Annotated in this window: 9 protein-coding genes; 6 read left to right on the top strand and 3 right to left on the bottom strand. The window is 58.0% G+C overall.

Annotation, left to right across the window (positions count from 1 at the left end; translation table 11 throughout):
• Positions 1–652 precede the first annotated feature (652 nt).
• Entirely contained in the window at positions 653–1,633 is a 981-nt protein-coding gene (locus D7M11_RS22195; RefSeq protein WP_158606777.1) for a LacI family DNA-binding transcriptional regulator, read from the top strand.
• 100 nt (positions 1,634–1,733) lie between these two features.
• On the opposite strand, the gene D7M11_RS22190 is transcribed toward D7M11_RS22195, so the two are convergent.
• The 3 genes from D7M11_RS22190 to D7M11_RS22180 all read right to left on the bottom strand — a co-directional run bounded on the left by D7M11_RS22190 (position 1,734) and on the right by D7M11_RS22180 (position 4,000).
• A complete protein-coding gene (locus D7M11_RS22190) occupies positions 1,734–2,240 on the bottom strand; it encodes a DUF4188 domain-containing protein (protein WP_120749448.1) in 507 nt (168 codons plus the stop codon).
• A 222-nt stretch (positions 2,241–2,462) separates the two neighbouring features.
• Positions 2,463–2,966, bottom strand: a complete 504-nt coding sequence (locus tag D7M11_RS22185) for a TetR/AcrR family transcriptional regulator (RefSeq protein WP_120749447.1) — start codon at positions 2,964–2,966, stop codon at positions 2,463–2,465.
• A 179-nt stretch (positions 2,967–3,145) separates the two neighbouring features.
• Complete coding sequence (locus tag D7M11_RS22180) at positions 3,146–4,000, bottom strand: AraC family transcriptional regulator (RefSeq protein ID WP_240041246.1); 855 nt, start codon at positions 3,998–4,000, stop codon at positions 3,146–3,148.
• Positions 4,001–4,130: 130 nt separating this feature from the next.
• On the opposite strand from D7M11_RS22180, the gene D7M11_RS22175 reads away from it, so the two are divergent.
• The 5 genes from D7M11_RS22175 (at position 4,131) to fumC (ending at position 12,757) form a co-directional block, all read left to right on the top strand.
• Entirely contained in the window at positions 4,131–7,163 is a 3,033-nt protein-coding gene (locus D7M11_RS22175; RefSeq protein ID WP_120749446.1) for a glycoside hydrolase family 2 TIM barrel-domain containing protein, read from the top strand.
• A gap of 265 nt (positions 7,164–7,428) precedes the next feature.
• Complete coding sequence (locus D7M11_RS22170; protein WP_120749445.1) at positions 7,429–8,424, top strand: Gfo/Idh/MocA family protein; 996 nt, start codon at positions 7,429–7,431, stop codon at positions 8,422–8,424.
• Between the two features lie 163 nt (positions 8,425–8,587).
• Positions 8,588–10,537, top strand: a complete 1,950-nt coding sequence (locus D7M11_RS37785) for an ABC transporter ATP-binding protein (RefSeq protein WP_275671726.1) — start codon at positions 8,588–8,590, stop codon at positions 10,535–10,537.
• A gap of 36 nt (positions 10,538–10,573) precedes the next feature.
• Positions 10,574–11,248: an SGNH/GDSL hydrolase family protein gene (locus D7M11_RS22160; protein ID WP_193556255.1), complete on the top strand. Its 675-nt coding sequence runs from the start codon at positions 10,574–10,576 to the stop codon at positions 11,246–11,248.
• Positions 11,249–11,365: 117 nt separating this feature from the next.
• The gene (gene fumC, locus D7M11_RS22155) at positions 11,366–12,757 is read left to right on the top strand and encodes a class II fumarate hydratase (protein WP_120749443.1); all 1,392 of its coding nucleotides are present in this window, start codon (positions 11,366–11,368) and stop codon (positions 12,755–12,757) included.
• The last annotated feature ends 81 nt before the right edge of the window (positions 12,758–12,838 follow it).

The following is a 12,838-nucleotide window of genomic DNA, read 5'->3' as shown; positions in this document are numbered from 1 at the left end:
CCGCTGCGAAGCCAGACTTAACCCCCTTCCAAGTTGCGCTTTAAAGCCTGATTACGTGAGATTTCAAGTAAGACTGCGAACGCTCTAGCTTGTGCAGGCTATTCTCCATAATTAGGGGGTAGGACCGATTTGGGGTTCGGGACCCGGTTCCGGGGAGATAACGGAACTTGTTTCCGTTATATTCGAAAAATCGCCGAAATTCCGCAGAAATCTCCCGTTTTCGAAGGAATAGCGGAAATGAGTTCCGCTATTTGAGTAACTTCGTGCAAAAAACGGTGGATAACGGAAAACAGTTCCGCTATGCTCGGCTTGCTGCGAGTGCATGGACGGAACGCTCGGTCGGATGCGCAAGCGCGGCCTGCTACCCCCTTTCGTCACCGAACTCCGCACTCTATCCCCGCGCACCCCGCTACCCCGGCACCCGCACCCGCCAGCTCAGCTCGGCCACCGCCCGCCCCACCATCTCGTACTTCCGCCACCGCACCCCGCCTTCCGCAGCTCGGCCCGTCCGCCCCTCGCCACCGCGACCCGCACCTGTCACCTCGCCGCCTCCCGTCCCCAGGCCAAATCGTCAAAGCCGGGCCGGGCCTTGTCCGATATGCTATACTGTTGCTACCAGGGAGAATAACCATCAAGTAACATGGGGGAGCATATGGCCACGCGGAAGGAAGTCGCAGACAGGGCGGGCGTCTCGATCGCAGTCGTATCGTACGTGCTGAACGACAGCAATTACGTCAAGGAAGAGACGCGCCGGAAAGTGCTTCAAGCAATCGAAGAGCTAGGGTACGAAACGAATATGGCGGCCCGGGCGTTAAAAATGCGCAAAACCGAGCAGCTCGCAGTTTTGATCAATCATTTGGGCAATCCGCATGAGGCGGGGCTGCTGCTACGCATCGAGGAGCATGCGGCGAAGCATAACTACGTGCTCTTCTTCCAAACGTTCCACAAGGAACAGGAGAGCAGGCTGAAGGCGCTGCTGCACGGCCGGGTGGACGGTATCTTTTTGCTCGGCCAGTCGCTCCAGGAAGAGACGCTGCGGCATTTCGCCAAGCTGGGCATCCCGGTCGTGTCGATTACGACGCCGGCGGTCCCGCGGTGCGATCACGTCACGAGCATCGATCTGGACTGGACCGCCGAGTATAGGAAGCTGATCCGGCTGCTTAAGGCAAAAGGACACGAGCGCATCGCCTATATGGCCATCGGCGATCCGGAGCATCCACTCAGCCACCGGCTGAAGGCGTTCCGCCAGGCGATGGAGCAGGAGCGGCTGCCGCTTGCGGAACCGGACATTTTCTACGCGGACGGCGGGCTGCAGACCGCCCACGAAGCGATCCGTACAAAAGTAACGGCTCCCGGCCGCTTCACCGCCATCGTGGGCGCGAACGATCTGATGGCGGCGGGCATCGTCGCCGCGTGTCGTGCCAGCGGCGTCCGCATTCCGCAGGAGCTGGCGGTTGCAGGCTCCGAAGATATATTGATGTCGTCCCAGACGGCTCCGCCGCTGACGGTCATCCATTATCCGCGGGAAAAAGTCGGAGAGATTGCAATGGAAGTGATGCTCGACAAAATGCGGAAGCGCCCCGCGTCCGACCGGATTTTGCAGGCCGAGATCGTGGAGCGCGCCTCGTTATAGGAAGTTTCGGGCCGGCTTCCGAAGCTGCGGATGCCGGCCCAGCTAATAGCGCTTCGCCCTAAAGGGGGCGCTGCGAAGTATTCGCACGTGTGGCCGAACGTTACTCGGGATTGACCGGAGTAGGCACGGCCGGCTCGTTTTCGCCCCCAAGTCTCCGGCGCGACGTTTCCATACGGCCGACGGCCGCTACATGCTCCGACACCTTGGCCAGGCCGAATACCGGCATATTGCCGTAAACGCACTCGTAGTCGCCGGCTTTTACTTTGTACGTTTCATGGTAAATGCCGACGGTCCCGTCGGTTCCCACCTTGCGATTGAAATTCCGCCATGCGACAAGATGCTGACCGCCGCGGGCGTAGGCCTCGAGCTGTTCGTACGAATCCCAGTACTGCACCTGATGCACAGAGCGCCAGCCGATCGAGAACTCCGTACCGCGAAAGCCGAGCTTCCGGTTCGTATACAGCTCCTTGATCATCGGCCCCATCGCTAGAAGCACCGGCAGCCATTTATGTACGGCCCAGAGCCGGTTGATGCGCATGCCGATCATAAAAACGACAAAATCTCCTTCCATACGTGCCGTGTATCTTCCCGGTATTACTTTCGCCATAGCACACATTCCTCTCCGTTTATTATTTATTAATAAATAAATACAGCCCGTAATCGATGCACTTCGGATAGAAGTGCATGTTGGGATTACAGCCGCAGCTTTCCGCAGAACGGTTGCTTTATCGTTCTACGTGTTTTGCAGCCCGGTTAATGGGCCGAATCCGCAAGCGCCGTCAGATGAAGCGTCTATGTGCGTTCTTCTAGAACGGCTTTGCCCGACGTCCTAGCAATCCGGCATGAGCTCGCGAAGCTCCAATACTTCTGCGAGGATCGTTGCCAGCCCGAGACCGATGAAGGAGGCAGCGGATGCGGCGGGCTGCGGGAGCCAGGCTTTCTCGAATTTGTCCTGCACGACGTGATGAATAAAAGCGAATCCGTCCCGCGACTGCTGGCGGATGGCCGGCTCGGGCACGGTGAACGATTGCATCGAAAGCATCGTTTCATCCCGATGCGAAAGGAGCAGCTGGTTAAACGCCTCGCCCATCCGGTCCATCAACTGCTCCGGCGGCGCTTCGACTTCCTTGAATACACTCGCGATACGCCGGACCGATTGCTGCAAGACGGCGATGAACAGTTCTTCCTTCGTTTTGAAAAAATGAAAGACATACGGCTGCGTTACCCCTACCGCTTCGGCGATAAGCGCAGTTGTCGTCTTGTAATACCCTTGCCTCGCGAAGACGGATATGGCCGCTTCGATAATTTGCTGCTTGCGGTCTTCTTTGGCCACGTTCCGTTCTCCTTCCATTTGGATCTGACTTTTGTTTGAAATTATTTATTAATCAATAAATAACCGAAACAACGTCATTTGTCAATCCCTTATTAGTCAAAAAAATCCAAGCTCTCCACTCGTCGAGGTAAGTCGGGCGACCGTCCATCGATGCGGAAAACGTCCGTCTCCTAATCCGATTACCGCCGCCTCGCTTCCGCAGGCGTTTTCCCGTATACGCGCCGATACAACCGGGCCAAGTAGTCCGGCTCCATGCCGATATGAGCCGCGATTTGCCTAACCGTCAAATTCGGCTGCTCGACGAGCAGCAGGGAAGCCGTTTTCAAACGGATGCGCTGCAAATATTGCATCGGCGTCAAGCCGAGCTCGCGGCGGAACAGCCGGTTCAACTGTTTGGCCGAATACCCGGCATACGAAGCCAGCTCGGTCATTGTCAGCTTGCGATGCAGATGGTCGTGCAAAAAACGGACGGCGCTGCCGGTCGCCGAATCGCGGTAACGCGCCGTTTTGGCTGCGGCTTCCTCGTTCTCCGCGCCGCGCTCGCCGATTCGCTGCTTTTTCAGCTCGGCGCAAAAGGTAAACAGCAGCTCGGCGCAGCGCCAGGCATCGTACTGCGGACCGGAAGCGGACCAGACGTCCGCGATCAGTTCGAGCAGCTTCTCCATGGATTCGAGCCGCAGCCGGTAAGGCTCCCGGCCGAAGCCCCAGCCCTCCAACATGCCGTGCGTCTCCACGAAAGTGACGTAACCGACCAGCCACGGCTCCGTCCCTTGCGGTACGTATTCATGCGGAACGCCGGCGGGAATGTACAGCAGCGTGTTTGCTTCGACGATGTCCCATTTGTCCCGGCCGAGAGGGCGAAACAAGCCGCCTCCGGAGAACGTCAGAAACAGCTGATTGGCGGAAAATCCTTTCAGCCGGGTGATCGCAGCTTGCTGTTCCGTGCCTACCGTGTAGACGTGGAAGGGAATGTCGTCGCCGGGCGGCAAGTGCAAATTGGTCCGCAGCGGAAGCCGCGGCAGAGGAGTCGGCATCGTTCGATCATGTCCTTTTTGTCCGGTATGTTGTCCGTTTTGGTTGTATGATCCATTAGTATATCACAACTATAATGGGGGCATGGCATGGAAAAATAGCCGAGTACGGCGAGAGAAGGAGCGTTTTCGAATGCAGAGGATCGAGAAGTATTGGCAGAACCCGGCGGTTTTGCAGGTGAATCGTGAACCGCCCAGGGCATATTACATTCCCTACGGCAAGGAAGAGGCCGCGGATACGGGCAAACGGGGGCGCTCTCCGTTTTACCAGACGCTGAACGGTTCCTGGAAATTCGAGTATCATGCGAGTCTAAGGACGGTCGATCCGGCTTTTGCGGTCGAGACGTATGAGGTGAATGGCTGGGACGATCTGATCGTGCCGTCGTGCTGGCAGATGAACGGTTACGATCAATTGCACTACACCAACGTGAATTACCCGATTCCGTACGATCCTCCTTATGTTCCGGACGCCAATCCGGCGGGGCTGTACGTCAAGGAGTTCCGGGTCGGCGATGACTGGGCGGATAAGATGAAGTATGTCGTCTTCGAGGGCGTCAATTCGTGCATCTACTTGTGGATCAACGGCTCGTTTGTCGGGTACAGCCAGGGCAGCCGCGTCCCGGCCGAGTTTCACATTTCGCCGTATATTCGCCCCGGCGTTAACCGGATGGCCGTTATGGTGCTCAAATGGTGCGACGGCACGTATTTGGAGGACCAGGATTTGTGGCGGCACTCGGGCATTTTCCGCGACGTTTATTTGCTGGCGAGGGACCGGGTGCGCATTCGCGACGTATTCAATAGGCAGCAGCTAACGCCCGATTACAGCGAGGCGGCACTGCACACGGAGATCGAAACGACCGGGCCGCTTCGCGTCAAGGCCGAGCTGCGGAATCCCGCCGGGGAAATGGTCGGATCGGCGGAGGCGGATATCGATGGCAATGGAGTTATTGAGCTGCGCGTGGCGAATCCGCTGCTCTGGAATGCAGAGAAGCCGGTGTTGTACAAGCTGTATCTCCACGCAGGCGAGGAAGTGCTGCGCTTTCCGATAGGCTTCCGTCAGGTGACGATCGACTCGGGCGTCTTCACGATCAACGGGCGGGCGGTGAAGCTGAAAGGCGTCAACCGGCACGATTCCCACCCCGTGCTCGGGCAGACGATCCCGCTACAGCATATGATCCGCGATCTTCGCCTGATGAAGCGGCACAATGTGAATACGATTCGCGCCTCGCATTATCCGAATGATCCCCGTTTTCTCGATTTGTGCGACGAGATCGGCTTTTACGTCGTAGACGAAGCGGATTTGGAATGTCACGGGGTCATATCGGCGCATAACTACGCCGAAGGCTCCTTCCACAAGCTATCGGCCGATCCGGCATGGAAGGACGCTTTCGTGGACCGGGCGATCCGGATGGTCGAGCGAGACAAGAATCATCCGTGCGTCATCATCTGGTCGATGGGCAACGAATCCGGTTATGACGCGAACCATATCGCGATGGCGGAATGGACGAAAGCGCGCGACTCCTCGCGGCCGGTCCATTATGAAGGCGCTGCGCCGCATTACAAGGGATCGGCGGATACGGAATGTCTCGATCTGGAAAGCCGGATGTACGCCTCCGTCCAGGCGATCGAGGAGTACGCGACGAACGGGAACAGCACCAAGCCTTTATTTTTGTGCGAGTACAGCCACGCGATGGGGAACGGCCCCGGAGATTTGAAGGATTACTGGGATGTTATCTACAAATACCCGCTGCTGATGGGCGGCTGCGTCTGGGAATGGTGCGACCACGGCATCCTGACGAAAACGCCGGAAGGCGTTCCGTTCTTCGCCTACGGCGGCGACTTCGGCGACAAGCCGAACGACGGCAATTTTTGCATCGACGGGCTCGTCTCCCCGGACCGGCAGCCGCATGCGGGACTGCTGGAGCTGAAGCAGGTGATCGCGCCGATCCGTATCGGAGCGGAGCATTTGCCTGAAGGGCGGATCGCGGTCACGAATTTATACGATTTTAGCGATCTGACCCACCTTGTCCTGCATTGGACCGTTGAGCTGAACGGCGAGGTCTTCAGCCAGGGGGATATATGGCGGCTGGAAGCGGGGCCGCGCGAGACGCAGCGTATCGTTTTGCCTTTGGAGGCGCCGGGTACGGGGGCGGGCCAGCCGATTCTGACGGTGTCCTGCCGTCTGAAGGAGCGGACGGATTGGGCCGATTTTGGCTACGAGCTGGCGTTCGCGCAGTTCGAGCTGCCGACTCAGGCGACAGTGCAAAAGGTGCCGGCTCAGCGCCGAACCGGGGCGGCGTTGCAGGCCATCGAGAAGCGCGAGCAGCTCGTCGTCGAAGGCTTCGACTTCCGTCACACATTCGATTTGGCCGCCGGAGCGTTCATAGGCCTATCGAAGCACGGGGTGCCCATGATCGCTGCACCGACGCAGTTTGCCATTTGGCGGGCGCCGACCGATAACGATATGCGCGTCAAAAACGGCTGGATGGGCGAAGGCTTCGACCGGGCCGGGATGAAGGTGTACGACAGCGCCTGGAGTCTAACGGATGGGAACGCCGTAGAGATCCGGGTGAAGTATTCGCTCGGAGGTTATATAAAGGCGCCGGTGCTGCGCGGCGAAGCGGTATGGAGGATTGACGTCTCGGGCGAGATCCATCTGCGTACGGATGTCGAGGTGAAGGAAATGTCAGCGTTCCTGCCCCGCTTCGGCTTGCAGCTTACGATGCCGCGCGGCAGCGAGGAAGTGGAGTACGCGGGACTCGGACCGCACGAAAGCTATATCGACAAGCGGCATAGTACGAAAAAGGGGCGATACGCGCTCCGCGTTGACGATATGTTCGAAAACTATATCAAACCTCAGGAGAACGGCTCCCGGTACGGCACGCAGTGGGCGATCGTTTCGAATGAGCTCGGCATGGGGCTGCGGTTCGATTCGCCGGACGGCTTCTCGTTTAACGCCTCGCACTATACGCCGGCCGATCTGACCGCGGTGGCGCACAGCCACGAGCTGGTGCGCAGAGAGGAGACGATCGTTCATATCGACTACAAGATGAGCGGCGTCGGCTCGAATTCGTGCGGCCCGCAGCTGCTCCCCGCGTATCAGCTGAACGAAAAACGGTTCGCGTTCGAGCTGACGATCCGGCCGGTGTTCAAGGAAGACGAATAAGGAAGCACGTGATACAAGGCGAGCGGCTGCCGCTCGCCTTGTTCGTGCTGGCGGGCAGACGCGTTCGCCCATTTTTCGCCTGGATGCGTGTGCATGCGCAAAATAGTAAGCATTTTGGAGGGGAGGGGGGATAATGTATCATTTATGAGCCGTTCCGTCTGGATATGGCGGCTCCACCCCCGCCAGCCACCTTCACAACGACTCGCTCTGTCAATTAAAATGAGTAGGAAAATGCTGGTTTCAAGGTTCCATGAGGGGGATGAACATGAACAAGTTGCGCTTTGGCGTACTCGGTACCGGCAATATTGTCGGCAAAGCCGGTCCGGCGCTGCAGCAGGCGTTTAACGGCGAGTGGATCGGCGTAGCCGGCCGAACGGCCGAGAACAGCCGGGCCGCCGCCGACAAGTACGGCGTGCCGAAGGCTTATGCCGGCTATAGCGAGCTGCTGGACGATCCGGAGATCGATGCCGTGTACATCGCGCTGCTCAACCATTTGCATAAAGAGTGGGCGATCCGGGCGATCCAGGCGGGCAAGCATGTGCTGGTCGAGAAGCCGTTCGCGCTAAATGCCGAGGATGCCGAAGATATTATCCGGCAGGCAAAGCAACACGGCGTCAGAGCGGAGGAAGCGTTCGTCTCACGCACGATGGAAGGCCACACTTACGCCAGAGAGGCGATCGCAGCCGGACAGATCGGCGATCCCGTCCATTTTATCGGCAACTTCTCTTTTCAGGCGGCGGAAACGAGTACAAGGCTGAACCCGGCGTGGGGAGGCGGCGCGCTTTACGATGTGGGCTGCTATCTCGTAGCCTGGAGCCGTTTTCAGTTCGGCGAAGAGCCGCTCAGCGCCGACTGCCGGATGATTCGTGCCGGCGAGGCAGGCGTCGACCTGCGGTTTGCCGGTACGCTGCAATTTCCGGGAGGCGGCACGGCGCTTATGACCGCCGCGATCGACATGCCTTACGGCTGCGGCTACCAGGTTCGAGGCACGAAAGGCGAGCTGGAGGTGAAGCAGTTCGGCAACGCGCAGTCGATCACGCTGCAAGTGACGATAAACGGGGAAACCCGCGACTTCGTTACGGACCGGATTACCCCGTTCCGGCTGCAAGCCGAGCGCTTTGCCGCTCATGTGCTCGCCGGCGAGACGATGCCGGACGGCGGGGCTTCGATTATGGCGCAGGCCCGCGTGATGGATGCCTTGTTCGAATCGGATAAACGAAACGCCCGAATAACGCTAGAAAGACAGACGTCGGGACAGTAATACCAAGCGGAGTAACCCATAAAGTCGATCTAACGTCGGCCTTGGGTTGTTTCCCATTCCTTCCTAATGCCCTTCCGTCAGCGGAAAGGGAAGGGATGGACTTATTACGGTCAAATACAAAGAACACAGCGGCGGCAATCGGACCGCTCGAGGGGGAGAAAGCGTGAAAAACGAGGGTGACTCACGGGAGACGATCGACCAGAACAACAAGAGGCTTGTACGCCGGTATTTGCAGTTTGTGAAGCCTTACCGGTATTCCTTGATGGCGATCGTCGCCCTCGGCTTGCTGCAATTCATCGTTCCGCTAAGCGGACCATGGCTGACCAAAATCATGATCGACGACGTGCTCGGTCTTGGTCCCGGTCAGAGCGAATCCGGCTGGACGCTGAAACAAGTAGTGACGATATTTGCACTCATTTATTTAGTAAGCGTCATTGTGACCTATATTCGGAACAATGTGATGTCAAGGCTTGGCAACCGGATGGTCGCCGGTATTCGCAGACAGCTGTACGAGCACATCCAGAAGCTGTCCCAGCGGTTTTACGACAGCCGCCAGGTCGGAAGCATTTTATCGAGGGTCATCAACGACGTCAACGGAGCGCAAAATCTGGTCGGCTCGAACGTCATTAACGTCGCGTTCGATTTGATCATGGTTGTCATTGCCGCATGTCTCCTGTTTTCATTGAACTGGAAGCTGGCTCTTCTATCGTTGTGGATCTTGCCGATTTATTATTTGTCGTTTACGAATTTGAACGTGCGCATTCGTTTTGCCTCCCGCTCGGTCAACCGGCAAATGGAGCGCATTTCCGGCGTGCTTGTGGAGCGCATCTCCGGAATGAAGATCGTGCAGTCGTTTAACCGCGAGCGTACGGAGCTGGCCCGCTTCGACAAGCAGTCCGACCAATACGTCAATCATGCGATGAGCGCGCAACTGCTATCAAACATACTTGGGCGAATCAGTCAGACGGTCGGTTATTCGGGTACGCTCATTACGTGGTCTGTCGGCGGGTTGTTCGTACTGCACGGCGATATGACGGTCGGTGCGCTCGTTGCCTTCAACGGCTATCTCGGCCAGCTGTACGGGCCGATTCAGCGGTTTGCGGAGGTGAACGTCACGATTCAGAACGCAATGACGAATATTGAGCGGATTTTCGAGGTGCTGGACATCGAGCCCGACGTGAAAAATGCCGAGCACCCGCTGCCGCTTCCGCTGTGCCTGGGGGACATCCGCTTCAATAACGTGTCGTTCACGTATGAAACGGAGCTGCCGGTGCCGAGACCGAATGCGGGTAAGCCTTACGATCCGGACATTGTGGAGCGGCAGAAGCCGCCGAAGCCGTTTTACTGGCTGCCGCCAAAAACGCAGCCGGACCCGTTGCCGACGGTCACCGAATCGCGCGTGGCGCTGGAGAATATCACTTTTCATGCGAAGCCCGGGCAAGTGATTGCGCTGGTCGGGCCGAGCGGAGCGGGAAAATCGACGCTGATCAATTTCATCCCGCGTTTTTACGATGTTGACGAAGGCGCCGTCTACTTGGACGGACGCAACATCAAGGAATATGACATCAACGATTTGCGCAAACAGATCGCCGTCGTGCTGCAGGAAAACATTTTATTTTCGGGAACGGTATACGAAAATATCGCTTACGGACGGCCGGAAGCGACGATGCAGGAAGTGTACGAAGCGGCGAAGGCGGCCAATGCCCATGAATTCGTTTCGAAGTGGGAGAAAGGCTACGATACCGTTCTCGGGGAGCGCGGCGTCCGGCTGTCCGGCGGCCAGAAACAGCGTCTCGCGATCGCGCGGGCATTGCTCAAAAATCCGCGCATTCTCATTCTCGACGAAGCGACTTCGGCACTGGACGCAGAGTCCGAGGAGCTGGTGACGGAAGCGCTTAACAACTTGATGAAAAACCGCACCACGTTCGTCATCGCGCACCGTCTCGCAACGGTCGTCCGGGCCGACCTGATCATTGCAATGGAGCACGGCAAAATCGCCCAGTCGGGCACACACGAGCAGTTGATCCGCAAAGGCGGTCTGTATCGGGAATTGTACGAGAAGCAGCTCAAGGCGATGCGTCCGAAAGATTTGAAAGAAATGCTGCTCTCGTAGGAGAGGGAAGGTAGGGAAACTGTGAGCGGAGCCGGTTTGACATGGAAACGAAAGCTGCTGGAGGGAGAGGCCGTTACCGTAGTTGCGTACGGGGACAGCTGGACTTACGGCAGTGTCGCCGAGGGCTGGTATGAGGCGAGGGAGAACGGCATGAACGCGGATCTGATTCGCGGTTCATGGGTATCGCAGCTTAGAAGGGATTTGCAGCATCTGAACGAACGCGCTACCGTGCACAATTCGGGAAAGGGCGGCTGGACGAGCGCGCAGGGGCTTGACGGATTCGATACGGGAGTCCGCTCGCTGAAGCCGGATTTGCTCATTCTGAATTTCTGCATTAACGACTGGAGGAAGCCGATACCGGTTGGCGATTACCGGGCCAACATCGAGCGTATGCTGGATGAAGCGGAAGCAGCCGGGTGCGCCTGTCTGCTGTGGACGAGCGGACCCGTGTCGGCGGTATCGGGCGAAACGTACGGCTGGCATAAGCCTTTGGATGACACGGCCTATCCGGAGCCTTTTGTCCGGTATAACGATACGCTGCGGTCGATTGCGGCCGAGCGCGGGCTGCTGCTGGCCGATGCGGAGGAAGCTATCAAGGCGGAATGGAGATCGGGTACCGACATTTCCGGCTGGTTTTATGATTCGTTCCATTTTACGCAGGACGGGCATGATCGGCTGTTCCGCTCCATCCGGAGCACGCTGGGGCTGTAAGGAACGTTCGATTATAACCTTCGTTTGAAGCCTTGCGGCTTCGAACGAAGGTTTTTTCACGATTGGATATCCGTCCCTTCCGAAGGATATAATGGTGTTGGAAAAGGAGGATGTCACATGGAGTACCGCATCGAAAAAGATACGCTCGGCGAGGTGAAGGTTCCCGCCGACAAGCTGTGGGCGGCCCAGACGCAGCGCAGCTTCGAGAACTTCAAAATCGGAACGGAACGCATGCCGATCGAACTTATCCGCGTATTTGCCATGCTGAAAAAAAGCGCAGCCCTAGCGAACAGGCGGCTAGGCAAGCTGGCGGAGGAGAAGGCGGAGGCGATCGTTCGCGCCGCTGACGAAGTGATAGCAGGCAAATGGGACGATGAGTTTCCGCTCGTCGTTTGGCAGACGGGAAGCGGCACCCAGTCGAATATGAACGTCAATGAGGTGATTGCGACCCGCGCCAACCAATTGCTGCGGGAGGGCGGCAGCGATCAGCGGATTCATCCGAACGATGATGTGAACAAGTCGCAAAGCTCCAACGACACATTCCCTACGGCGATGCACGCCGCCGCTATGGTTGCGGTTCAGGATAAACTGTTGCCCGCGATCCGGAAGCTGAAGGCGACGCTGCAGGCGAAAAGCGAGTTGTACGCGGGCGTGATCAAGATCGGCAGGACCCATCTGCAGGATGCGACGCCGCTGACGCTCGGACAAGAAATCAGCGGCTGGCACCGCATGCTGGAGAAGACGGAAGGCATGATTCGCACGTCCGCGGAAGCGCTGAGCGAGCTGGCCATAGGCGGAACCGCCGTTGGTACGGGCATTAACGCGCATCCGTTATTCGGCGCTTTCGTCGCAGAGGAGCTTGGCAAGCTGACGGGCCACACCTTCGTCTCCGCTCCGAACAAGTTCCATTCGCTCACGAGCCACGATGAGCTGGTTTACGTGCATGGGGCGATCAAGGCGCTGGCCGCCGATCTGATGAAAATCGCCAATGACGTGCGCTGGCTCGCCAGCGGTCCGCGCAGCGGACTCGGCGAAATCCGCATCCCGGAAAACGAGCCGGGCAGCTCGATCATGCCTGGCAAAGTAAACCCGACGCAGAGCGAAGCGCTAACGATGGTCGTTTGCCAGGTGATGGGCAACGACGCGGCGATCGGCTTTGCGGCGAGTCAGGGCAATTTTGAGCTGAACGTGTTCAAGCCGGTCATCATCTACAACTTTCTCCAATCCGTGCGGCTGCTGGCGGATGCGATCGTCTCGTTCAACGACCACTGCGCGATCGGCATCGAGCCGAACGAGGAAGTCATTCGCGGCCATATGGAGCGTTCGCTCATGCTGGTCACGGCGCTGAATCCGCATATCGGTTACGAGAAAGCGGCTCAGGTCGCCAAGCTGGCGCACAAGGAAGGACTGACGCTGAAGGAGGCGGCCGTCCTCAGCGGTTTTCTCACGGAAGAGCAGTTCGAGACGCTCGTACGTCCCGAGTTGATGCTGAACCCGAAAGAAGAGTGATACTAGCAACACGCAAGAAGGATGCCGATCTTCCATGGCATCCTTTTTGCGTGTTGCGCTCTATCGTCCTACGTCGGCCGG

The organism is Paenibacillus ginsengarvi, from assembly GCF_003626695.1.
GTDB classification, from domain to species: Bacteria; Bacillota; Bacilli; order Paenibacillales; family NBRC-103111; genus Paenibacillus_AB; species Paenibacillus_AB ginsengarvi.
The sequence above is the reverse complement of the archived record's forward strand: the minus strand, read 5'-3'. Positions and strand labels throughout refer to the sequence as shown.